Source organism: Enterobacter sp. MGH85 (genome assembly GCF_001037655.1).
Classification (GTDB): domain Bacteria; phylum Pseudomonadota; class Gammaproteobacteria; order Enterobacterales; family Enterobacteriaceae; genus Enterobacter; species Enterobacter intestinihominis.
The window spans coordinates 2,391,426-2,415,535 of the sequence record NZ_KQ089925.1 but is presented as its reverse complement, the minus strand read 5'-3'; the positions used below and the strand labels follow the sequence as shown (position 1 = coordinate 2,415,535).

At 53.9% G+C, this 24,110-nt stretch carries 21 protein-coding genes and 2 pseudogenes; 6 read left to right on the top strand and 17 right to left on the bottom strand.

Going from position 1 to position 24,110, the window contains the following annotated elements:
- Positions 1-42: 42 nt before the first annotated feature.
- The 6 genes and pseudogenes from nuoF to SK51_RS11490 all read right to left on the bottom strand — a co-directional run.
- A complete protein-coding gene (nuoF, locus tag SK51_RS11515) occupies positions 43-1,380 on the bottom strand; it encodes an NADH-quinone oxidoreductase subunit NuoF (RefSeq protein ID WP_003861487.1) in 1,338 nt (445 codons plus the stop codon).
- Complete coding sequence (nuoE, locus tag SK51_RS11510; RefSeq protein ID WP_006176513.1) at positions 1,377-1,877, bottom strand: NADH-quinone oxidoreductase subunit NuoE; 501 nt, start codon at positions 1,875-1,877, stop codon at positions 1,377-1,379. Before nuoE ends, nuoF begins: the two co-directional genes overlap by 4 nt.
- Before the next feature lie 2 nt (positions 1,878-1,879).
- Positions 1,880-3,682, bottom strand: coding sequence for an NADH-quinone oxidoreductase subunit C/D (nuoC, locus tag SK51_RS11505; protein ID WP_003861484.1), 1,803 nt, complete (start codon positions 3,680-3,682; stop codon positions 1,880-1,882).
- A gap of 89 nt (positions 3,683-3,771) precedes the next feature.
- Positions 3,772-4,446: an NADH-quinone oxidoreductase subunit NuoB gene (gene nuoB / locus SK51_RS11500; protein ID WP_003861482.1), complete on the bottom strand. Its 675-nt coding sequence runs from the start codon at positions 4,444-4,446 to the stop codon at positions 3,772-3,774.
- Positions 4,447-4,461: 15 nt separating this feature from the next.
- Positions 4,462-4,902, bottom strand: coding sequence for an NADH-quinone oxidoreductase subunit NuoA (gene nuoA, locus SK51_RS11495; protein ID WP_003861475.1), 441 nt, complete (start codon positions 4,900-4,902; stop codon positions 4,462-4,464).
- Positions 4,903-5,533: 631 nt separating this feature from the next.
- Positions 5,534-6,232: pseudogene (locus SK51_RS11490) on the bottom strand (LysR substrate-binding domain-containing protein); the annotation flags it as partial.
- Positions 6,233-6,338: 106 nt separating this feature from the next.
- On the opposite strand from SK51_RS11490, the gene SK51_RS24180 reads away from it, so the two are divergent.
- Positions 6,339-7,547, top strand: a complete 1,209-nt coding sequence (locus SK51_RS24180; RefSeq protein WP_001339197.1) for an IS4-like element ISVsa5 family transposase — start codon at positions 6,339-6,341, stop codon at positions 7,545-7,547.
- A gap of 14 nt (positions 7,548-7,561) precedes the next feature.
- On the opposite strand, the pseudogene hexA reads toward SK51_RS24180, so the two are convergent.
- Positions 7,562-7,810 (bottom strand): annotated as a pseudogene (gene hexA / locus SK51_RS11485) (transcriptional regulator HexA); the annotation flags it as partial.
- Positions 7,811-8,746: 936 nt separating this feature from the next.
- On the opposite strand from hexA, the gene alaA reads away from it, so the two are divergent.
- Together alaA and yfbR are read left to right on the top strand one after the other, a co-directional pair.
- Entirely contained in the window at positions 8,747-9,961 is a 1,215-nt protein-coding gene (gene alaA / locus SK51_RS11480; protein WP_022648831.1) for an alanine transaminase AlaA, read from the top strand.
- A 117-nt stretch (positions 9,962-10,078) separates the two neighbouring features.
- The gene (gene yfbR / locus SK51_RS11475) at positions 10,079-10,678 is read left to right on the top strand and encodes a 5'-deoxynucleotidase (RefSeq protein ID WP_022648832.1); all 600 of its coding nucleotides are present in this window, start codon (positions 10,079-10,081) and stop codon (positions 10,676-10,678) included.
- A gap of 82 nt (positions 10,679-10,760) precedes the next feature.
- On the opposite strand, the gene SK51_RS11470 is transcribed toward yfbR, so the two are convergent.
- From SK51_RS11470 to yfbV, 4 genes are all read right to left on the bottom strand, one after another.
- Complete coding sequence (locus SK51_RS11470) at positions 10,761-12,593, bottom strand: SLC13 family permease (protein WP_022648833.1); 1,833 nt, start codon at positions 12,591-12,593, stop codon at positions 10,761-10,763.
- A 75-nt stretch (positions 12,594-12,668) separates the two neighbouring features.
- Positions 12,669-13,328, bottom strand: a complete 660-nt coding sequence (locus SK51_RS11465) for a sugar phosphatase (protein WP_022648834.1) — start codon at positions 13,326-13,328, stop codon at positions 12,669-12,671.
- 11 nt (positions 13,329-13,339) lie between these two features.
- Positions 13,340-13,834 (bottom strand): YfbU family protein, encoded by a 495-nt coding sequence (locus tag SK51_RS11460; protein ID WP_008502874.1) that lies wholly within the window; start codon positions 13,832-13,834, stop codon positions 13,340-13,342.
- 92 nt (positions 13,835-13,926) lie between these two features.
- Positions 13,927-14,382, bottom strand: coding sequence for a terminus macrodomain insulation protein YfbV (gene yfbV / locus SK51_RS11455; RefSeq protein WP_003861459.1), 456 nt, complete (start codon positions 14,380-14,382; stop codon positions 13,927-13,929).
- A gap of 335 nt (positions 14,383-14,717) precedes the next feature.
- On the opposite strand from yfbV, the gene ackA reads away from it, so the two are divergent.
- Both ackA and pta read left to right on the top strand, forming a co-directional pair.
- Entirely contained in the window at positions 14,718-15,920 is a 1,203-nt protein-coding gene (gene ackA, locus SK51_RS11450; RefSeq protein ID WP_022648835.1) for an acetate kinase, read from the top strand.
- 75 nt (positions 15,921-15,995) lie between these two features.
- Positions 15,996-18,137, top strand: a complete 2,142-nt coding sequence (pta, locus tag SK51_RS11445) for a phosphate acetyltransferase (protein ID WP_022648836.1) — start codon at positions 15,996-15,998, stop codon at positions 18,135-18,137.
- A gap of 110 nt (positions 18,138-18,247) precedes the next feature.
- Here the strand turns inward: pta and SK51_RS11440 are convergent, their stop codons facing one another.
- The 5 genes from SK51_RS11440 to SK51_RS11420 form a co-directional block, all read right to left on the bottom strand.
- Positions 18,248-19,201, bottom strand: coding sequence for a transketolase family protein (locus SK51_RS11440; protein ID WP_023306640.1), 954 nt, complete (start codon positions 19,199-19,201; stop codon positions 18,248-18,250).
- The gene (locus SK51_RS11435; protein ID WP_023300630.1) at positions 19,194-20,024 is read right to left on the bottom strand and encodes a transketolase; all 831 of its coding nucleotides are present in this window, start codon (positions 20,022-20,024) and stop codon (positions 19,194-19,196) included. Before SK51_RS11435 ends, SK51_RS11440 begins: the two co-directional genes overlap by 8 nt.
- Complete coding sequence (locus SK51_RS11430) at positions 20,021-21,412, bottom strand: PTS ascorbate transporter subunit IIC (RefSeq protein ID WP_017383437.1); 1,392 nt, start codon at positions 21,410-21,412, stop codon at positions 20,021-20,023. Before SK51_RS11430 ends, SK51_RS11435 begins: the two co-directional genes overlap by 4 nt.
- A gap of 21 nt (positions 21,413-21,433) precedes the next feature.
- A complete protein-coding gene (locus tag SK51_RS11425) occupies positions 21,434-21,706 on the bottom strand; it encodes a PTS sugar transporter subunit IIB (RefSeq protein WP_003861447.1) in 273 nt (90 codons plus the stop codon).
- Between the two features lie 79 nt (positions 21,707-21,785).
- Positions 21,786-22,229: a PTS sugar transporter subunit IIA gene (locus SK51_RS11420; RefSeq protein ID WP_023306641.1), complete on the bottom strand. Its 444-nt coding sequence runs from the start codon at positions 22,227-22,229 to the stop codon at positions 21,786-21,788.
- Between the two features lie 236 nt (positions 22,230-22,465).
- On the opposite strand from SK51_RS11420, the gene SK51_RS11415 reads away from it, so the two are divergent.
- The gene (locus SK51_RS11415) at positions 22,466-23,485 is read left to right on the top strand and encodes a LacI family DNA-binding transcriptional regulator (RefSeq protein WP_003861441.1); all 1,020 of its coding nucleotides are present in this window, start codon (positions 22,466-22,468) and stop codon (positions 23,483-23,485) included.
- A gap of 3 nt (positions 23,486-23,488) precedes the next feature.
- Here SK51_RS11415 and yfcD read toward each other — a convergent pair whose 3' ends face one another.
- Positions 23,489-24,055, bottom strand: coding sequence for an NUDIX hydrolase YfcD (yfcD, locus tag SK51_RS11410; RefSeq protein ID WP_006811396.1), 567 nt, complete (start codon positions 24,053-24,055; stop codon positions 23,489-23,491).
- Positions 24,056-24,110 lie beyond the last annotated feature (55 nt).

Here is a 24,110-nt window from a genome sequence, read left to right as displayed (position 1 = left end):
AGTTGGCTCGGCCGAAACCGAGCGTTAATCAAAATTCTGTTTTTACCAGCGTGCTTTCAGCAGGTTCGGCTGAATACCATTGATAGAATGGGTATTGCTGAACGGCTGCTTGATGCCTGCTTCGAATTCGTCGCGGAAATATTTAATCGCGCTCTGCAGCGGCTCGACGGCACCCGGTGCGTGGGCACAGAAGGTTTTACCTGGCCCTAAGAATCGACACAGTTGCTCAAGTGTCTCGATATCGCCAGGCTGGCCTTCGCCACGTTCGATAGCGCGCAGGATCTTCACGCTCCACGGCAGACCGTCACGGCATGGTGTACACCAGCCGCAGGACTCGCGGGCGAAGAACTCTTCCAGGTTACGCACCAGGGATACCATGCCGATCTCGTGGTCGACGGCCATCGCCAGCGCGGTACCCAGACGGCTGCCTGCTTTACCAATGCTTTCGAACTCCATTGGCAGGTCAAGGTGGGCTTCGGTTAAGAAGTCTGTCCCTGCCCCACCCGGCTGCCAGGCTTTGAATTTCAGGCCATCGCGCATGCCGCCGGCGTAGTCTTCAAGAATTTCACGTGCGGTGGTGCCGAACGGCAGCTCCCAGACGCCGGGATTCTTCACGCGACCGGAGAAGCCCATCAGCTTGGTACCGGCATCTTTACTTGATGAGATGCCCTGATACCACTCCACGCCGTTCGCAAGGATAGCCGGAACGTTACACAGGGTTTCGACGTTGTTTACACAGGTCGGTTTACCCCACACGCCGGAGCTTGCCGGGAACGGTGGCTTGGAGCGCGGGTTCGCGCGGCGGCCTTCCAGGGAGTTAATCAGCGCGGTTTCTTCACCGCAGATATAACGCCCGGCACCGGTGTGCACGAACAGCTCGAAGTCAAACCCGGTGCCCAGGATGTTTTTTCCCAGCAGTCCGGCTTCAGTGGCTTCGGCAATCGCGCGACGCAGGTTTTCAGCCGCTTCGATGTATTCACCGCGCAGGAAGATGTAGCCACGGTACGCTTTCAGCGCGAACGCGGAGATCAGCATGCCTTCCACCAGCAGGTGCGGCAGCTGTTCCATCAGCAGGCGGTCTTTATAGGTACCCGGCTCCATTTCATCGGCGTTACACAGCAGGTAACGGATGTTCATGGATTCATCTTTCGGCATCAGGCTCCACTTCAGACCGGTGGAGAAGCCCGCACCGCCGCGCCCTTTCAGGCCAGACTCTTTCACCGCATTAACGATGTCGTCTGGCGCCATGCCGCCGAGGGCTTTACGCGCACCGGCATAGCCGTTTTTGCTCTGATATTCGTCGAGCCAGACCGGCTGTTTGTCATCGCGCAGACGCCAGGTCAGCGGATGCGTCTCAGCAGTACGAATTACAGTTTTCATTTGTACTGCTCCAGCAGGTCAGGAATCGCTTCCGGCGTCAGATGGCTGTGAGTGTCCTCATCAATCATCATGGTCGGTCCCTTGTCGCAGTTACCCAGGCAGCAGGTTGGCAGCAGGGTAAAGCGTCCGTCGAACGTGGTCTGGCCCGGCTTAATATTAAGTTTCTTCTCAATCGCAGCCTGAATGCCCTGATAACCGGTAATGTGGCAGACAACGCTGTCACAGTAGCGGATCACATGGCGGCCGACCGGCTGACGAAAGATCTGGCTGTAGAACGTGGCTACGCCTTCTACGTCACTCGCCGGAATGCCCAGCACTTTTGCGATCTCATAGATCGCCCCATCCGGCACCCAACCACGCTGTTTCTGTACGATTTTCAGCGCTTCAATGGACGCCGCACGCGGGTCTTCGTAGTGGTGCATCTCGTGCTCAATGGCGGCACGCTCTGCTTCACTCAGCTCAAAAGCCTCGGTTTGTGGTTGTTGATTCTCGTGCATAATTAGCGGTCCACATCTGACATAACAAAATCGATACTACCCAGATACACAATCAGGTCGGAGACCAGACTGCCGCGAATGGCGGCCGGGATCTGCTGCAGGTGCGCAAAGCTTGGCGTACGCACGCGGGTACGGTAGCTCATGGTGCTGCCGTCGCTGGTGAGGTAGTAGCTGTTGATACCCTTGGTCGCTTCAATCATCTGGAAGGATTCTTGTGCCGGCATGACCGGGCCCCAGGAAACCTGCAAGAAGTGGGTGATCAGGGTTTCGATATGTTGCAGCGTGCGCTCTTTCGGTGGCGGCGTCGTCAGCGGGTGATCCGCCTTGAACGGGCCTTCCGGCATGTTGTTGAGGCACTGCTCAAGGATGCGCAGGCTCTGGCGCAGCTCTTCCACTTTCAGCATCACGCGGGTGTAGCAGTCGGAAACGCCGCCGCCAACCGGGACTTCAAAGTCGAAATTCTCGTAGCCAGAGTAAGGACGGGCTTTACGCACGTCGAAATCAATACCGGTCGCACGCAGGCCAGCACCTGTGGTTCCCCACTCCAGCGCCTCTTTCGCGCCGTAGGCAGCAACGCCCTGGGAGCGGCCTTTCAGGATGGAGTTGCGCAGCGCGGCTTTCTCGTAAGACGCCAGACGTTTCGGCATCCAGTCGAGGAATTCACGCAGCAGGCGGTCCCAGCCGCGCGGCAGATCGTGCGCCACGCCGCCGATGCGGAACCAGGCTGGGTGCATACGGAAACCGGTAATCGCTTCCACCAGATCGTAGATTTTCTGACGGTCGGTAAAGGCGAAGAAGACCGGCGTCATCGCGCCGACGTCCTGAATGAACGTGGAGATGTACAGCAGGTGGCTGTTAATACGGAACAGTTCAGACAGCATCACGCGAATCACGTTAACGCGATCCGGGACGGTGATGCCTGCCAGTTTCTCAACGGCCAGCACGTATGGCATCTCGTTTACGCAGCCGCCGAGGTATTCGATACGGTCAGTATACGGAATGTAGCTGTGCCAGGACTGACGTTCGCCCATCTTCTCGGCACCACGGTGGTGGTAGCCAATGTCAGGCACGCAGTCGACAATCTCTTCGCCGTCAAGCTGAAGAATAATACGGAATGCACCGTGCGCAGACGGGTGGTTTGGACCGAGGTTAAGGAACATGAAGTCCTCGTTTTCGGTGCCGCGCTTCATGCCCCAGTCTTCCGGCTTGAAGGTCAGCGCTTCCATCTCCAGATCCTGCTTGGCTTTGGTCAGCTCAAACGGGTCGAATTCGGTGGCGCGTGCCGGGTAGTCTTTACGCAGCGGGTGGCCGGTCCAGGTCTGCGGCATCATGATGCGCGTCAGATGCGGGTGGCCGTCGAAGGTCATGCCGAACATTTCCCAGGTTTCACGCTCGTACCAGTTAGCGTTCGGGAAAAGTTTGGTGATCGTCGGCAGATGCATGTCGTTTTCAGACAATGCCACCTTGAGCATGATATCCGTGTTGCGGTCTATTGAGATCAGGTGGTAGAAAACGGAAAAATCCGCAGCAGGGAGACCCTGGCGGTGCGTTCTCAGACGTTCGTCCATGCCGTGTAAGTCAAACAGCATGACGTAAGGTTTTGGCAATTTCTTGAGGAAATCGACAACTTCCAGTAATTGCTCACGCTTCACCCAAACAACGGGTACCCCGGTGCGGGTGGCCTGAACAGTAAAGGCATCCGGCCCAAAACGGTTGCGCAGTTCGCCAATGACGGGGTCATCGAGATGATCCCGGGTCTGCCAGGCGGCTTCTTGCGCGGTTAAGTCGGTCATATTGTTCACCATTGCAAATGGTCCGTGGTGACTGTTAAGCCTGGCTTCGCGCTATTTGAGTAGTGATATGCGAAGGTGTTCTCCAGGCCCACAGGCGCAAATTAAATTTCGTCAGGCGTACGCAGGTTGGTGACGGCAATACGTTCACCACGTTTACGCTCGCGCTCAGACTGCATGTTCGCGCGATAGACACCTTGATCGCCGACAACCCAGGAGAGCGGACGGCGTTCTTTACCGATTGACTCCTGCAGCAGCATCAGCGCCTGCATATAGGCCTCTGGACGCGGCGGGCAGCCCGGGATGTACACATCCACCGGAATGAACTTATCAACGCCCTGCACAACGGAATAAATGTCGTACATACCGCCGGAGTTTGCACATGCGCCCATGGAGATTACCCATTTTGGCTCCAGCATCTGGTCATAAAGACGCTGAATAACCGGTGCCATCTTGGTAAAGCAGGTCCCGGCCACCACCATCAGGTCAGCCTGACGTGGAGAAGCACGCAGTACCTCGGCCCCAAAACGCGCAACGTCATGCACCGCAGTGAATGACGTCACCATTTCAACGTAGCAGCAAGAAAGGCCAAAGTTGTATGGCCAGATGGAGTTCTTACGACCCCAGTTGACCATATCGTGCATGGCATGTTCGAGCTTGCCCATGTACACGCTTTTGTTGACTTCTTGCTCCAGGGGGTCGGTTACGATCTCCTGTTTTTGCAGGGGGTAACGGTCATTCTCACCGTTAGGATCTATGCGGGTGAGCGTATAATCCATCTTATTGCCTCGCTGTTACTGCTGACGATTAGAGATACTGTTTTCCGGGTTGATGTGTTCACGGCGTGAACGCACAGGTGTCCAGTCCAGCGCGCCAATACGCACCAGATAAACCAGACCGGCCAGTAACACTAAAATGAAAATTGCGGCCTCGACAAAGCCCACCCAACCACTTTCGCGAATGGAGGTAGACCACGCGAAGAGGTAAAGCGCTTCCACGTCGAAAATGACGAAGAACATGGCTACCAGGTAGAACTTGGCAGACAGGCGTAAGCGAGCGGTACCTACTGAATCAATACCTGATTCGAAAGGTGTGTTTTTGTGCCTTGCGCGGGCGCGACCGCCCAGGAACCAGCCGCCGACTAACATCAGGCAGCACAGGCCAATGGCTACAATAAGAAAGATTGCGAATGCCCAGTGATGAGCGATGACTTCTGTGGATGTTGACATACTCATTGCTTACTCATCAAAAGTGATACCGACGACACTGCTCTTGCTGGCAGATGGGCATCACATCGATTCATGGGGAGGAACAAAATAACCTTACACTAACTGTCAGAAATGAGACATAGACAGCAAAATGATGGGGTTTTTTACTCCTTTCTATAACCTTTTGTCAACTTTAACAAAGGTTTCTTCACATTAAATTACAACGTGCGATTCTCATTAACATTTGGTGCCCTTTAACCCTGGTGGGTACATGACTTTACGTCAAATGCATCTTGTTGAATCGTGTCCGTTTTGGAAGTAAAAAAAATAACCCTCCTATTTTGACAGGATTTGCCAACGATTCCTCCCCCCAAATGGGAGTATTTTCTTGATCTGAGACACGCTTTTGTTAATTCAATCAAAAAAACAGCAACATATTTCCTGTTTTTTTAACATCGGCGGGGTATTAGGCAAGTTAGAAGAGGTATCGTTTATAACTTAACCAAAAGCATTTTCTGCATTGATAAATAAGCGGTATTTGCTTTAACCCTGCTCCGTTCGCGGTTATGAATAGCAAAAAAAACCACTCGCAGGAAAAAATCATGCGAGTGGCTCTTTTTTGCACTTACATTTTGTTACGAGAATTTTGGGGGAATGATCACTCAAAATCCCTTTCCACAATCAGGGAGTCATCCCCTCCTTCCGGAGTAACAGGCGCGTACTGCCATGGATTGTGGTAGTTTTCCATTGCCTCGAATACCACTTTCGCTAGCTCGTTGTTGCTGGCGGCATTATGGCACAGCAGGTACTCCGTATCCGGCAACGACGGGAGTCCCTCAGATTGACCCAGCACACGCAGATCGGGGCTCATCATCTCCACCGGACGGGCTGTTACGCCAAGTCCGGCCTTCACTGCCGCTCGTACCGCAGGCAACGTTGACGCAACGTACGCCAGGCGCCACGGAATACTGGCTTCGTTGAGCGCAGTCAGCACCATATCGCGGAACGGACTAGGATCGTCCAGCAGGACCAGGGGTATTGGCTCACCTTTTTGCAATACGTACTCCGCGGCACAGTACCAGTGCGTAGGAGAAGTACGCAGCGTCAGGCAGTCATACTGGCCAGGTCGATGCGTGGTGACCACCAGGTCAACCTCGTTTTCTTTCAGCATCTCAACCATGAAGGCATTGCGTTTAACGCTAACGTCCAGGGCAAGCTTCGGATAAACCGAGCTAATTCGGTTGAGAAGGAAGGGCAAAATGGTATCTGCTGATTCATCTGACGCCCCTAATGTTAACACTCCCTGAAGGTTGCTAAACATTAATGACATACAGGCTTCATCATTAAAGCGCAGTACTGATGAATCCCCTAATGATTTTGGTAAAAATCATTAAGTTAAGGTGGATACACATCTTGTCATATGATCAAATGGTTTCGCGAAAAATCAATAATCAGACAACAAGATGTGCGAACTCGATATTTTACACGACTCTCTTTACCAATTCTGCCCCGAATTACACTTAAAACGACTCAACAGCTTAACGTTGGCTTGCCACGCATTACTTGACTGTAAAACTCTCACTCTTACCGAACTTGGCCGTAACCTGCCAACCAAAGCGAGAACAAAACATAACATCAAACGAATCGACCGATTGTTAGGTAATCGTCACCTCCACAAAGAGCGACTCGCTGTATACCGTTGGCATGCTAGCTTTATCTGTTCGGGCAATACGATGCCCATTGTACTTGTTGACTGGTCTGATATTCGTGAGCAAAAACGACTTATGGTATTGCGAGCTTCAGTCGCACTACACGGTCGTTCTGTTACTCTTTATGAGAAAGCGTTCCCGCTTTCAGAGCAATGTTCAAAGAAAGCTCATGACCAATTTCTAGCCGACCTTGCGAGCATTCTACCGAGTAACACCACACCGCTCATTGTCAGTGATGCTGGCTTTAAAGTGCCATGGTATAAATCCGTTGAGAAGCTGGGTTGGTACTGGTTAAGTCGAGTAAGAGGAAAAGTACAATATGCAGACCTAGGAGCGGAAAACTGGAAACCTATCAGCAACTTACATGATATGTCATCTAGTCACTCAAAGACTTTAGGCTATAAGAGGCTGACTAAAAGCAATCCAATCTCATGCCAAATTCTATTGTATAAATCTCGCTCTAAAGGCCGAAAAAATCAGCGCTCGACACGGACTCATTGTCACCACCCGTCACCTAAAATCTACTCAGCGTCGGCAAAGGAGCCATGGGTTCTAGCAACTAACTTACCTGTTGAAATTCGAACACCCAAACAACTTGTTAATATCTATTCGAAGCGAATGCAGATTGAAGAAACCTTCCGAGACTTGAAAAGTCCTGCCTACGGACTAGGCCTACGCCATAGCCGAACGAGCAGCTCAGAGCGTTTTGATATCATGCTGCTAATCGCCCTGATGCTTCAACTAACATGTTGGCTTGCGGGCGTTCATGCTCAGAAACAAGGTTGGGACAAGCACTTCCAGGCTAACACAGTCAGAAATCGAAACGTACTCTCAACAGTTCGCTTAGGCATGGAAGTTTTGCGGCATTCTGGCTACACAATAACAAGGGAAGACTTACTCGTGGCTGCAACCCTACTAGCTCAAAATTTATTCACACATGGTTACGCTTTGGGGAAATTATGAGGGGATCTCTCAGAGCGCAGTATCTTTCTGGCATAACCCAGAAGCTGAATACCATGTTCTGTTAAAAGCTTATTACGTCCATGACGCGCAAAAAGCTCTTTACCAACCAGTTGTTCCAGCCGCTGCATTTGCTGACTCACGGCGGACTGGGTACGGCAAACGGCGGCAGCAGCTGCTGCAAAAGTGTTGAGATCGGCGACCGCAACAAACGTTCTCAGCAGATCGAGGTCGAGATTCATTATCGGACGATTTGCATTTATCATATCTTTTCACTTTCAGGTTGCTCGTGCGGAGCTGCCCGGGTTGAAGCTGTGTGTAACAGTTAAGCAATTCCTTCTGAAGAGTTTCCCTCGCGTCCCGGCCCGGCAGACTGCCTGACAGATAGTTATTGTACTTTGGTATATCAACAGTCAGAAATCACGTTTCATGACGTTATTTTTATTCTCTTGCGTTCAGGATATTTCGTTATCTGAAGGTAGATGTAAATTCCATTAAGAGTAAGACATGTTTTCTGCCATCTATATCGCAGCGTTGCCAGCGTAGCAAGATGTGACTTACCCAATCAGCCAGAGATTACTTTAACAATAACAACCGATTAATACAGGAAGGCAGAAGCTGATATACGTAACAGGCCTATCGCTACGCTGCATTCCCAAAACACATCTTAACCCAAATCCACTATATTTATAAGTCTTATTGCAATATAACGGATTTAACGCCAATGATAAGCAACTACACTCTTTTTATTAAAATTAACGAAAGTTGCATTTTCGTCGTTAATAATAAATAAAGTTTAATTTAGATTCAGGCCATTCATTAATAACACTTAACATTAATTTCACATGAGTAACTTTTAACCTGGCTTTGCTAATAGAGCAAACTGTATCTCAGCATTCAGGTTTTACGAATGGTCACTCAGGGGGACTAACGCTTCAGCCCGGATCGTCTTTTTATTTAAATCAGAATAATATTAATATTTATGTGAAACTTTCAGCATAAAAAACCCAACATTAAGCGTTTTCACGGTAATTTCAGGCGCAAAATCACTCCATCATTAGATTAAGCAATCACAGCAGTGCTGCCTGGTTGGACAAAATCTTCTTCTGTGCGCCCTTCAAAACGAAGCGCGGTGGGAGTACATTGTTCCGTGCTGCTTCCACGGCAGGAAGTTGCAATAATAGCGAAAAGGTTAAAGGTTCATGTCCCCTATCGAAAAATCCAGCAAGCTCGACAACGTCTGTTACGACATCCGTGGCCCGGTACTCAAAGAGGCAAAACGCCTTGAAGAGGAAGGCAATAAGGTTCTGAAACTCAACATCGGCAACCCCGCGCCATTTGGTTTTGAAGCGCCGGATGAGATCCTGGTGGATGTGATCCGTAACCTGCCCACTGCACAAGGCTACTGCGATTCAAAAGGGCTCTACTCCGCCCGTAAAGCCATTATGCAGCACTACCAGGCTCGCGGTATGCGCGACGTCACCGTTGAAGATATCTACATTGGCAACGGTGTCTCGGAGCTGATCGTTCAGGCGATGCAGGCGCTCCTGAACAGCGGCGATGAAATGCTGGTTCCCGCTCCAGACTATCCGCTGTGGACGGCTGCGGTATCGCTCTCCAGCGGTAAAGCGGTGCACTATCTTTGCGATGAATCGTCGGACTGGTTCCCGGATCTGGATGACATTCGCGCCAAAATAACACCGCGCACCCGGGGAATCGTGATCATTAACCCGAATAACCCGACGGGCGCGGTCTATTCAAAAGAGCTGCTGATGGAGATCGTCGAGATCGCCCGCCTGCACAACCTGATCATCTTTGCCGACGAGATTTACGACAAGATCCTGTACGACGCGGCGCAGCACCACTCTATCGCCGCGCTGGCGCCCGATCTGCTGACGGTCACCTTTAACGGACTGTCTAAAACTTACCGCGTTGCCGGTTTCCGTCAGGGCTGGATGGTACTGAACGGTCCGAAAAAACATGCGAAAGGCTACATTGAAGGGCTGGAGATGCTGGCATCCATGCGTCTGTGCGCCAACGTACCGGCGCAACATGCGATCCAGACAGCACTCGGGGGCTATCAAAGCATCAGCGAGTTTATCGTTCCAGGCGGCCGCCTCTATGAACAGCGCAACCGTGCATGGGAATTAATTAATGATATTCCGGGCGTCTCCTGCGTGAAGCCTAACGGCGCGCTGTATATGTTCCCGAAAATCGACGCGAAGCGCTTCAATATTCACGACGACCAGAAAATGGTGCTCGACTTCCTGTTGCAGGAAAAAGTGCTGCTGGTTCAGGGGACGGCGTTTAACTGGCCGTGGCCGGATCACGTGCGTATTGTAACCCTGCCGCGCGAAGACGATCTCGAAATGGCCATCAGCCGCTTCGGGCGATTCCTCTCGGGGTACCATCAGTAACGCTGACTTTCCGCCGGGTGGCGCTGCGCTTACCCGGCCTGTAACATCTGCAAATTTGCATCTTCCCTCCCCTCCCCGCACAATGAAGTCCGTCGCAGTGAAGACATAAGGTAACCTATGAGTCAGAGTCATTTCTTTGCCCACCTCTCCCGCCTGAAACTCATCAACCGCTGGCCGCTGATGCGCAACGTGCGCACTGAAAATGTGTCTGAGCACAGTTTGCAGGTTGCCATGGTCGCTCATGCGCTGGCCGCGATTAAAAACCGCAAATTCAACGGGCAGGTTAATGCCGAACGTATCGCCCTGCTGGCGTTGTACCACGATGCATCGGAAGTGCTGACCGGGGATCTGCCTACGCCGGTGAAATATTTCAACTCGCAGATTGCCCAGGAATATAAGGCCATTGAGAAGATTGCCCAGCAGAAGCTGATCGACATGGTGCCTGATGAGCTGCGTGATATCTTCGGGCCGCTGATCGACGAGCATCAGTATACGGAAGAGGAGAAATCCCTGGTTAAGCAGGCCGATGCGCTGTGCGCCTACCTGAAATGTCTGGAAGAGTTATCCGCGGGGAATAACGAGTTCCTGCTGGCGAAAACGCGCCTGGAGAAAACGCTCGACTCCCGCCGTAGCGAAGAGATGGATTACTTTATGCAGGTGTTTGTGCCGAGCTTCCATTTGTCGCTGGATGAGATCAGTCAGGATTCACCGCTGTAGTTTTTCGCCCAGCGGCGCTGCGCTTGCAGGGCCTACGAATCACGTAGGCCGGGTAAGGCGTAGCCGCCACCCGGCGATGTTCTCAGAACGGGAATAACACCGGAATCAGCACCACGCATACCAGCATCACCAGCACGGTGAACGGCACGCCCAGCTTTACAAAATCGCTGAATCGATAGTTTCCCGGCCCCAGCACCAGGGTATTGACCGGGGAAGATACCGGCGTCATAAATGCCGCGGACGCCGCCATCGCTACCACCATCGCAAACGGATAGGGCGAAACGCCCATCGATTTTGCCATCGCCAGCGCAATAGGCGCCATCAGCACCGCCGTTGCGGTATTGGAGATGAACAAACCAATGGTGGCGCACATGACGAACAGGCAAACCATCATCAGGTACGGACCATATCCCCCGCCCGCGTCCATTAAGCCTTTTACGATCAAATCCACCCCGCCGGTTTTCTGTAGCGCCAGGGCGAAGGGCATCATCCCAACGATGAGAATGATGCTTGGCCAGTGAATCGCTTTGTAAGCGCTTTCGGCGTCGATACAGCGGAATTTGCCCATTAACAGACAGGCGATTATCGCCGCCACCGGGTTAGGGATCTCGTCCGTCAGCATCAACGCGACCATCAACACCAGGCAAAAAATCGCATGGGGCGCCTGACTGTGCGCCGGTGACGCGTCGCTCTCTTCAATCGGCATATTCAGCACCACAAAATCGCGGCCTTTCTGCCCGAGCTGGCTAATCAGTTTCCAGTTGCCGACCACGAGGAAGATATCCCCCAGCAGGATCGGCTCATCCACCACCGCCCCTTCAAGGGCTACGCCATCGCGCTTCAGGCCCACTACGTTGAGGCCATAGCGGGTACGAAAGCCGATTTCGCGCACGGTTTTGCCCAATAACTCCGATTCCGGGATCAGCGACACCTCGGCCATTCCCACATCCAGCGCCCGGTCGGAGAAATACTCGCCGCGCAGCACCATCGGCTCCAGCAGTTGCTCGCTACAAAACTCTCGCAGATCCACGTCCGCGGTGGACATATCAATCAGCAGGACGTCACGCGCGCGAAACTCTGACACCCCATTCACGTTAACGATTACCCGACGAAAACGACGCCAGCGCTCAACCCCGATGACGTTCGCGCCATAGCGTTCGCGTAGCTTAAGGTCGTCCAGCCGCTGGCCTATCATCGGCGAACCGGGGCGGATAGCCAGCCGACGGGCGCGCCCGGTCAGACGGTACTCTTTGATCAAATCGCGAAAAGTTCGCCGCTTCCAGCCCTCTTTGGCTTTGTCCTGCTTCTCCCCTTTCAGCGCGAAACGGGTCAACAGCATATAGATAATGCCCATCACCAGTACAACCAGCCCGATCGGCGTGACGCTGAAAAAGCTAAACCCCTCAAGCCCCTCACGGATCAGTTCGCTGTTTACGACGAGGTTCGGCGGCGTCGCGACCAGCGTCATCATGCCGCTGATGAGCCCGGCAAAGCTCAACGGCATCATCAGCCGCGACGGGGAGATCTGCATCCTCATGCAGACGCTCAGCACAACCGGAATAAAGATGGCCACGACCCCCGTCGAGCTCATAAACGCACCCAGTCCGGCGACCGTCAGCATCAGGTAAATCAGCATTTTGGTTTCGCTGCTGCCCGCCACTTTAACCAGCCACGACCCCATCATTGTCGCCACGCCGGTGCGTACCAGCCCGTCGCCAATAATAAACAGGGCGGCAATCAAAATAACGTTGGGATCGCTAAACCCGGAAAAGGCTTCCGGCAGGGAAAGGGTACCGCTCAGAACGAACGCGACAATCACAAACAGGGCGACGGCATCCATGCGCACCTTGCCCGTAGCAAAAAGAATGATGGCGATTAACAGCAGGCTCAGGACCCAAATCAGTTCACCGTTCACAACATGTCCTTGTCAGTGGAGGAGAAGCAATTCTGCCATAAAAAAGCCCCGGTAATGCGGGGCTATATCATGGGATTACATTTTTAGCGAGACGGTTACAACGCCGTCTGATGCCTTCGAGACGTCGATGGCGGTCAGAGTATTAAGCACAAAATCCGCCTCCTCCAGCCGGGGGGACCCCGCCGGGACGTTAACGGCAATGACGTGGCTTCCGGCGTTCAGTCCGGCCAGCACACCTGCCGCCGCGTCTTCCACCACCACGCACTCCGCTGGCGCAAGGCCGAGCAGTTCAGCGCCGAGCAGAAACGCATCCGGTTCGGGCTTGCCGCGCTTTACGCGCTCAGCGGTAATGAAGACGTCCGGCGTCGGTAAACCGGCCGCCTTATGGCGGGCATGCGCGACAGGAACCGAGCCGGAGGTGACGATAGCCCACGGGATCTGCGCTTCATTCAGATGCTCAAGCAGTTCGCGCGCACCGGGCAGCGCGGTGATGCCCTCAGTGTCGGTAGCTTCAATCTGCTCCAGATATTTGAACTCCGCCTGAATCTCTTCCTCAGGACGTCCCGCCAGGAAGTGCCGCAATGAGGTAATGGCCTGTTTGCCATGGATGAAATTCAGTACATCCTGATGGTCAATGCCGTGCCTGTCGGCCCAATGACACCAGGAACGCTCCACTACCGGCAGCGAATCCACCAGCGTACCGTCCAGATCAAACAGAAAACCTTTACACTGCACACGCACCTCCGTCAGGCATTAATGATTTGTTGAATTTCGTTGCTGCTTAAATGGTACTGACGCGGACAGGCGTGCCACGCGCTCAGCATACGTTGATACTTATCCCACATCGGGGTCTGGGCGTTGAAGCCGTGCGTACCCGCATCAAAATGGGTGTAGCGCCCTTCGGTGTTCACCATAAAGCGCACATAGCTCAGATAGCGCGCCTCCGTCGCGGCATCAAAGCCCAGGAACGTCACGCGGCGCTCATCAATAGACTGCTGGTCTTTCAGATTGGTCCAGGACACATGCAGCGCATGGTACATCTCCATGATGTCGATAACGATACGGCAGGTTTCCTCTTTCAGTTCGCCAAATTCGCGATCCAGTTCGCGCATCTGCAAGCCAAAACCACGTTCAACAATGGTTTGCAGGCGGCTGTAGCGCGCAGCGTTATCGGGATCAAGCATAGTCATCATCTTGTACTGGTTAGACAAAATCAGACGTTGAGCATGGGTCATTTCCATCTTTCGACTCCTGTAGCGCATTGCACTGTAAAAAAAAGACACGGTAACTGATTGTTACTGTGCCTTCTTTTGGACGTCGTTTCGATGATCAATCACAAGTCATCGAGGAATGTTTTATCAAGCTGTTTAAACGCGCGCTTGAGGGTGTCCGCCAGCGCCTGATAATCCGGCTTGCCTTCAACCGGGGCGAGCGCCTGGCCGGCCTCCTCCAGTTTTCCACGCACTTCATAAAACCAGTGTAAAATAGAAGGCGGAAGTGGCGTGACGGAACGTTTACCTAACCACCACAATCCCTGCATCGGCAGGCTTAACGCAAAGAGCGCCGTCGCGACGGCAGGTCCAAGCTGTCCACCCAGCGCAATTTGCCAGCAAAGAGTAAAGACAGCGATCGGGGGCATAAAGCGAATCGCATAGCGCGTGGCGCGAATAGTGCGATTTTCAATAAACATGGGCGCGAGGCGCTTTTCCATCGGCCATGTCTTTGCGTAATGCTGTCCCCGACGAAACAGACTAAAAAAGTTCACGGACGGGATTTCAGGTGTTGACATGGCTGTACCTCAACTTCACATATAAAAATTAAAATTTTCGTGCAAAACCACAACAGGCTATGACAACGTTCAAAATATTTTGTCATCGCTACCCCGTATCGGGTATCCTGTGCCAGCCTGATAGGCCGTAGACGAGAAGCGTTAACTCGTCAAATTATCGCATATTATGCCATTGTCTGAAAAATGTTCAAAATGGCTTAAAATCATAGGTATTTCTTCCATCCTGCCAGAATGTTCGTTTGGCATGATGTTAATCATAAATGTCTGAGTCAGCATGCGTTACGCTTTAGACTCATTGACGTTTTTTTAGCCACGTATCAATTATAGGTACTTCCATGTCGAGTAAGTTAGTACTGGTTCTGAACTGCGGTAGCTCTTCACTGAAATTCGCCATCATCGATGCGCTCAACGGTGATGAGTACCTCTCTGGTTTGGCCGAATGTTTCCATCTGCCTGAAGCACGTATCAAGTGGAAGATGGACGGCAGCAAACAAGAAGCGGCTTTAGGTGCAGGCGCCGCTCACAGTGAAGCGCTGAACTTTATCGTTAACACTATTCTGGCACAAAAACCAGAACTGTCTGCTCAGCTGACTGCGATTGGTCACCGTATCGTCCACGGCGGCGAAAAATACACCAGCTCCGTGGTAATCGACGACTCTGTGATTCAGGGCATCAAAGACTCTGCGTCTTTCGCACCGCTGCATAACCCGGCTCACCTGATCGGTATCGCTGAAGCACTGAAATCCTTCCCGAATCTGAAAGATAAAAACGTGGCCGTGTTTGACACCGCGTTCCATCAGACCATGCCGGAAGAGTCTTACCTCTATGCCCTGCCATACAGCCTGTACAAAGAGCACGGCGTACGTCGCTACGGCGCACACGGCACCAGCCACTTCTATGTGACTCAGGAAGCCGCAAAAGTACTGAACAAGCCGGTTGAAGAAGTCAACATCATCACCTGCCACCTGGGCAACGGTGGTTCTGTTTCTGCTATCCGCAACGGTAAGTGTGTTGATACCTCTATGGGTCTGACCCCGCTGGAAGGTCTGGTGATGGGTACCCGTTCCGGTGATATCGACCCGGCGATCATCTTCCACCTGCACGACACCCTGGGCATGAGCGTTGACGACATCAACAAAATGCTGACCAAAGAGTCTGGCCTGCTGGGTCTGACCGAAGTCACCAGCGACTGCCGTTACGTTGAAGACAACTACGCAGAAAAAGCTGACGCTAAACGTGCAATGGACGTTTACTGCCACCGTCTGGCGAAGTACATCGGTTCTTACACCGCGCTGATGGACGGTCGTCTGGACGCGGTTATCTTCACCGGCGGCATCGGTGAGAACGCGGCAATGGTACGTGAGCTGTCCCTGGGCAAACTGGGCGTTCTGGGCTTCGAAGTCGATCACGAGCGTAACCTGGCTGCCCGCTTCGGCAAGTCTGGCTTCATCAACAAAGAAGGCACCCGCCCGGCTATCGTTATCCCAACTAACGAAGAGCTGGTCATCGCGCAAGACGCGTGCCGCCTGACTGCCTGATTCCACACCGCCAGCAATGCTGGCGGTGCTGTTTTGTAGCCCGCCCAACGCGGCGGTAACGAAAGAGGATAAACCGTGTCCCGTACTATTATGCTGATCCCTACCGGAACCAGCGTCGGCCTGACCAGCGTCAGCCTCGGCGTGATCCGCGCTATGGAACGCAAAGGCGTTCGTCTGAGCGTCTTTAAGCCTATCGCCCAGCCACGTGCCGGTGGCGATGCGCCAGACCAGACCACCTCCATCGTTCGTAAGAACTCCAATCTGCCAGCGGCTGAACCGCTGAAGATGAGCCACGTTGAATCTCTGCTCTCCAGCAACCAGAAAGACGTGCTGATGGAAGAGATCATCGCCAACTACCACGCAAACGCGCAGGACGCTGAAGTGGTGCTGGTTGAAGGCCTGGTCCCGACCCGTAAACACCAGTTTGCCCAGTCTCTGAACTTTGAAATCGCGAAAACCCTGAACGCAGAGATTGTTTTCGTGATGTCTCAGGGCACGGACACCCCAGAGCAGCTGAAAGAGCGTATCGAACTGACGCGCAGCAGCTTCGGCGGTGCAAAAAACACCAGCATCACCGGCGTGATTGTTAACAAGCTGAACGCGCCAGTAGATGAGCAGGGCCGTACGCGTCCTGACCTGTCCGAAATCTTCGACGACTCTTCCAAAGCGAAAGTCATCAAAGTTGACCCGGCCAAGCTGCAGGATTCCAGCCCACTGCCGGTGCTGGGTGCGGTGCCATGGAGCTTCGATCTGATTGCCACCCGTGCAATCGATATGGCGCGTCACCTGAATGCCACCATCGTTAACGAAGGCGATATCAACACCCGCCGCGTGAAGTCCGTGACCTTCTGCGCGCGCAGCATTCCGCACATGCTGGAACACTTCCGCGCAGGTTCCCTGCTGGTGACCTCTGCTGACCGTCCAGACGTGCTGGTTGCAGCGTGCCTGGCTGCGATGAACGGCGTGGAAATCGGTGCGATCCTGCTGACCGGTGCCTACGAGATGGACCCGCGCGTCAGCAAGCTGTGCGAACGTGCGTTCGCCACTGGCCTGCCTGTCTTCATGGTGAACACCAACACCTGGCAGACCTCCCTGAGCCTGCAAAGCTTCAACCTCGAAGTGCCGGTTGATGACCACGAGCGTATCGAGAAAGTTCAGGAATACGTTGCGGGCTACATCAACGCAGACTGGATCGAATCCCTGACGGCGACGTCCGAGCGCAGCCGTCGTCTGTCTCCTCCAGCCTTCCGTTACCAGCTGACCGAGCTGGCGCGTAAAGCGGGCAAACGCGTGGTTCTGCCAGAAGGTGACGAACCACGTACCGTTAAAGCGGCGGCCATCTGTGCAGAGCGCGGTATCGCGACCTGTGTGCTGCTGGGTAACCCGGATGAGATCAACCGCGTTGCGGCGTCTCAGGGCGTTGAGCTGGGCGCTGGCATTGAGATCGTTGACCCGGAAGTGGTTCGCGAAAGCTACGTTGCCCGCCTGGTTGAGCTGCGTAAGAACAAGGGCATGACCGAAGCCGTTGCGCGCGAGCAGCTGGAAGACAACGTCGTGCTGGGTACGCTGATGCTGGAGCAGGACGAAGTTGACGGCCTGGTTTCCGGTGCGGTTCACACCACCGCGAACACCATCCGCCCACCGTTGCAGCTGATCAAAACCGCACCGGGCAGCTCTCTGGTCTCCTCCGTGTTCTTCATGCTGCTGCCTGAACAGGTTTACGTTTATGGCGACTGCGCGATCAACCCGGACCCAACCGCAGAGCAGCTGGCAGAAATCGCTATCCAGTCTGCGGACTCCGCGACTGCCTTCGGTATCGAACCGCGCGTCGCGATGCTCTCCTACTCCACCGGTACTTCTGGTGCAGGCAGCGACGTAGAGAAAGTCCGTGAAGCAACCCGCATTGCGCAGGAAAAACGTCCGGATCTGATGATCGACGGCCCGCTCCAGTACGATGCCGCGGTAATGGCTGACGTTGCGAAATCTAAAGCGCCTAACTCGCCGGTTGCAGGTCGCGCTACCGTGTTCATCTTCCCGGATCTGAACACCGGTAACACCACCTATAAAGCGGTACAGCGTTCAGCAGACCTGATCTCCATCGGGCCAATGCTGCAAGGTATGCGCAAGCCTGTGAACGACCTGTCTCGTGGTGCGCTGGTTGACGATATCGTCTACACCATCGCGCTGACGGCGATTCAGTCTTCGCAGCAGCAGTAAGCTAAAAAGCCCGGTGGCGCTAGCGCTTACCGGGCCCAGGGTTTTGTAGGCCGGATAAGCGAAGCGCCATCCGGCAAAAAAAGGCGACCATTCAACGGTCGCCTTTTTTATTACAGCAACTCTCGTGCCGCCGACACAATGTCATGTGCCGTCAGGCCATACTCCTTCTGCAGGAAGTCCTGCGTGCCTACCTGACCGTAACGCTCCTTCACCCCAACCCGCCGCATCGGCACCGGACAGGTTTCCACCAGCACTTCCGCCACCGCCGACCCCAGCCCGTTGTGAATGCTGTGGTTTTCGCAGGTCACAATACGCCTGGTTTTCTCGGCATAATTTTTCACCAGCATCCGATCGATGGGCTTCAGGGTAAACATGTCGATGACCGCTGCGCTTACCCCCTCCTGCTCCAGCTGGCGCGCCGCCTCCAGCGCTTCCGCCACCATAATGCCGTTAGCAATCAGGGTAATATCGGTTCCCTCGCGCAGCACGTTGCCCTTGCCGATGGTGAAGGTTGACCCCGGGGCATAGACGCTCGGCGCCTGTTTACGGATGGTCCGCACCCAGTAGAAGCCTTCCAGGTCGATAAGCTGACGCAGCACATCTTCGAACATCACCGCATCGGTCACCTCCAGCACCACTGAATGCGCCAGACCGCGCACGATGCCCATATCCTCAAACGACATATGCGTCCCGCCGTTGTGGCAGGCCGTCACGCCCGCATCCGAGGCAATCACCTTCACGTTATTGCGCTGGTAGTCCAGGGACATAAACAGCTGGTCGAAGCAGCGACGGCTGGCAAAGGCGGTAAAGGTATGGACGAACGGCTTACGTCCGGTGAGCGACAGCCCGGCGGCCGTCCCAATCACGTTGGCCTCCATAATGCCGCAGTTGATGACGTGCTGTGGATAATCACGCGCTACGCCGTCCATCGCCATCGAACTCATCAGATCCGCTTCGAGCGCAATAATCTCGCTCCCGGCCTCAATCTGTTTTGCCACAAAACCCGCATAGACCTTACGCATCTCAACCGAATCTTTCTGTCCTGTCGGTGCAACCTTAATCATGTGAAGCCTCCAGTTGGCGAATCGTCTCGTTGAGCGCCGCTTTGCTTTCCTCAGTTAATCGCAGGTGATGCGAGTTGCTGAGCTGTTCCAGGTATGGCACCCCCTGCCCTTTGATGCTGTCGAGGATCACCACTCGCGGACGCGCATCGGTCGCAGGGATCGGTGCGGTCACCTCCAGCAGCGCCGGAATGTCGTCCCCTTTCACCGTCACCACGTCAAAACCAAAGGCCCGGAATTTGCCTTCCAGATCGAAGGCGCTGATGATTTCGTCCAGCTCGCCGTCGAGCTGTTGTTTGTTCCAGTCCACGAACACCGTCAGATTGTTCAGTCGATGGTGAGCAATAAACTGGAAGGCTTCCCAGCACTGCCCTTCGTTCAGCTCCCCGTCGCCAACGATGCAAAACACCCGGTTTGGCCTTTCTGCCAGCTTGTGCGACAGCGCCATGCCGCCTGCAATGGAGATCCCCTGCCCCAGCGATCCGGTGGTGGCATCCACGCCGCGTGTTTTCAGGCGATCCGGGTGGCTTGGCAGACGCGTTCCGTTCTGGTTTAGCGTGCTCAGCTCTTCAATCGGGAAGTAGCCCTTAATCGCCAGCGTGCTGTACAGCGCCGGGCCCGCATGGCCCTTCGACAGCACAAAGTAATCGCGCTCTGGCCAGTCCGGATCGGCCGGGTCAATTTTCATTACCGCGCCGTACAGAACGGCCAGTGTTTCAACGACTGACATGCTGCCGCCGTAGTGACCAAAACCCAGCTGCGTCAGGGATTTCAGCGTCTCAAGGCGGATCTGACGCGCCAGTTCGGTTATTTCATTCTCATTCATGATTTGGCTCCGGGGTTTTCCTGCGCGTTACCGCTGGCAGGTTTGTTTTTAGCGAAGACGTTGTAGGCCACCAGCAGCGCAAACAACACAACAACCAGTCCGGTGATGGCAAGCGGCGACAGGAAGCGCGCCAGGTTGCCGAGCACAATCCCGACGGCGCCAAAGTCGGCGTCCGAGAAGGTCGTATTCGCAAAGCCAATCGCGCCCAGAACAGGCAGCAGCAGGACCGGCAGGAAGGTGATCAGCAGGCCGTTAGCAAAGGCGCCAATCATCGCCCCGCGACGTCCGCCGGTGGCGTTCCCAAACACGCCCGCCGTTGCACCGGTGAAGAAATGCGGCACGACGCCCGGCAGGATCAGCACCCAGCTAAACTGACCGCAGATGAACAAGCCTACAATCCCGCCGAGGAAGCTGAACAGGAAGCCAATCAGCACCGCGTTTGGCGCATACGGGTAGACCACCGGGCAGTCCAGCGCAGGTCGCGCATTGGGCACCAGTTTTTCCGAGAAGCCGGTAAAGGCCGGGACAATTTCCGCCAGAATCAGGCGCACGCCCTGCAAGATGATAAACACGCCTGCCGCGAAGGTGATGGCCATAATGATGGCGTACACCAGGTAGTTCTGGCCGCCGCTGAAGGTGGCCTCCACGTACTCACGCCCGGCGCTCACCGCCATAATCAGGTAGATAATCATCATGGTCAGTGAGATGGAGATCGAACTGTCGCGCAGGAAGCTGAGGTTCTTCGGCAGGTTCATCTCTTCGGTGGAGCGCGAGCCTTTACCGACCTTGCTACCAATCCAGCCGGACAGCACGTAGCCCAGCGTGCCGAAATGACCGAAGGCGATCTCATCGTTGCCGGTAATACGCTTCATATAGCGCTGCGCAATCGCCGGGAAGAAGGCCATAATCAGGCCGAGGATCAACGAACCGGTGAAGACCAGCCCTACCCCTTCGAAGCCTGCGACCGTCAGGATCACGCCAATCATGCACGCCATGTAGAAGGTGTGATGCCCGGTCAGGAAGATGTACTTCAGGCGGGTAAAGCGCGCGACAATAATATTCGCCACCATCCCGAAAGCCATAATGAGCGCGGTGGAGGCACCATATTTTTCCAGGGCAATTGACACAATAGCTTCATTGTTGGGAATAATGCCCTGAATATTAAAGGCGTGCTCAAACATACCACCGAGCGGATTTAAAGAGCCCACCAGCACGGTTGCGCCGCCGCCCAGTACAATAAAGCCGAGAATGGTTTTAATTGTGCCTTTTACCACATCTGAAAAGGCTTTTTTCTGCGCCACCAGACCAATCAGGGCAATTAACCCGACCAGGACTGAAGGGACTTTTAAAATATCAACAACGAAATTCAGCGTTTCAAGGATAAACATATCCACCTCGCCTTTTCAGGATTATTGTCTTTCGAACCAGGCGCGCAGCTGCGCTTCGAGTTCGTTGATATCGATAATATTGTTGATCACCACCAGCTGGCTTTCCGGCACGCTGGCGCTGGCGGCAATGTCTTTCGCCATTACAAACAGGTCCGCCGCGCCTGGCGTGGCCGAGGAGAGATCGGAGTGTTCAACCTCTGCCTCAATTTCCAGTTTTTTGAGCACCTTTTTAATATTCATTTCGACCATAAAACTGCTGCCCAGGCCGGAGCCGCAAATAGCCATGATTTTCATTGTTATCCCCTTTTTTAAGTAGAGTACGCCCCATCACGCTGACGCGTAATGTTGAGATGAATCGGATTAAATAATTAAATCAGAAGCGATTGATGATGGTTTTTATCTCCTCCAGCGTATTCGCCCGATGTAATTCAGCCATATCTTCGTCGCTGGAAAATAATTCCGCTAAGGCAGAGATCATTTCGATATGGCTATGCTTGTCCGGCGCCGCCAGCATCACAATCACATCGACGGGGTCAAACTCACCGGCACCAAAAGAGACGCCCTGTTTCAGTTTTAATAATGACAGGCCAAGTCCTTTCGCTCCTTCTTCCGGTCGCGCATGTGGCATTGCCAGTCCTGGAGCCAGCACATAGTAGGGACCTAACCTGTGATGCTGCTCAATGATAGCCGTGACATATTCCGGCGCAATGACCTGCAAATTCAGCAGCGGTTTCGCGCACAGTTCCAGCGCCTGGGGCCAGCTTTCAACGCTATCCTGTAGGATGATGGTTGTATCATATATCCACTTTTTGAGCATTTTTCACTCCCGCTAAAGACCAGACATGGGCAAACTCTATTCAACCCATCAATTAATGACTGCGATCGCGATCACAAAGATAGCGCTACCAACGACTAACATGCAGAACTGTGATAGCGCTATCAAATTGCTATCCTGGTGCGAAATCACAGCAAAAAAAGGGATTTAAGGCGTATACTGCCTGTCACGTAAAATGAAGGATGAAACTAAATCGCGTCCTGTCAGCAGGAAGATGTATGTCTTTAACCCGAAAACGGCGCAGTACCGGAAAAGTAACGCTCGCGGATGTCGCGCAGCTTGCCGGCGTAGGCACGATGACTGTTTCCCGTGCCCTCCGCACGCCCGAACAGGTTTCCGATAAACTGCGTGAAAAAATTGAAGCCGCGGTGCAGGAGCTGGGTTACATGCCCAATCTTGCCGCCAGCGCACTGGCATCGGCATCGTCATGGACGATTGCGATGGTTGTACCCAATCTTTCCGAAGCTGGCTGTTCCGAGATGTTCGCCGGGCTACAGCAGGTGCTCCAGCCAGCCGGATATCAGATCATGCTGGCGGAATCTCAGCATCGTCTTGAACAGGAAGAAAAATTGCTTGAAACGCTGCTGGCTTCGAACATCGCCGCGGCGATACTGCTCAGCGTCGAGCACTCCGATACCGTGCGACACTGGCTAAAAAACGCCTCTATCCCGGTGATGGAAATGGGTGCAATGCGTGCCGATCCTATTGATATGAATATCGGGATTGATAACGTCGCCGCCATGTATGAACTTACCGAAATGGTGATTCAGCGCGGCTACCAGAATATTGGCCTGCTGTGCGCTAACCAGGAGCAGTGGATTTTTCAGCAACATTTGCAGGGCTGGTACAAGGCGATGCTGCGCCACCACCTGGCGCCAAATAGAGTGATTAATGCCGCCATGCCGCCGAACTTCTCCACCGGTGCGGCACAATTGCCAGAGTTCCTGCTGGCGTGGCCGGAGCTGGATGCGCTGGTGTGCGTGTCAGATGAACTGGCCTGCGGCGCGCTGTATGAGTGCCAGCGTCGGCGCATCAAGGTGCCGGACGATTTAGCGGTCGTGGGCTTTGGCGACAGCGACGTCAGCCGCGTCTGTCAGCCGCCGCTGACGACGATGGCAGTACCGCATCGCAAGATTGGGATTGAAGCCGGGAAAGCGTTACTGGAACGTCTGAATGACGGAGACTGGCGCGACCATAAACCCATCGCGTCCAGCCTGTGTCTGCGGGAAAGCTGTTAAGGCTTACTCAGCCTCTTCCTCTTTTTCCGCCTTATTTTCCGGTTTAGCGGATTCGTTTTTGGCGTTGCGGGTCATCCACAGCGCCAGTGCTTTAAGGGAATCCGGCGTGAATTCGTCGCAACGCGCGGTGATCTCTTCCGGCGTCATCCAGCACACTTCGCTCACTTCCTCTTCCTGCAAGGCGAAAGGTCCGTGGGAAACGCAGCTAAACAGCCCGCCCCAGACGCGACAATGCTCATCTTCGAAATAAAACTGTCCGTGCTCGGCAAACGGCACGCCAGCGATACCTAACTCTTCTTCCGCTTCACGACGCGCGGAATCCAGCAATACTTCATCGGCCTGCACGACGCCACCCGCTGTGGCATCCAGCATACCAGGAAGAAAATCTTTGGTGTCAGTGCGACGCTGGACCAGAATCTTGCCCATGCCGTCATGAACAACGATGTAAGTCGCGCGGTGACGCAGACGCTCCGCACGCATTTGTTCGCGGCTGGCCTGCGCGATCACTTCATTCTCTTCGCTGACAATGTCAACCCACTCAGTACTTGCCAAATGATTCTGCTCCACCATCGGGAAACCTTCTCGTCTAAGCGCTCTTTCGGCGCGTTTGCAGTTGTGGTGTAAC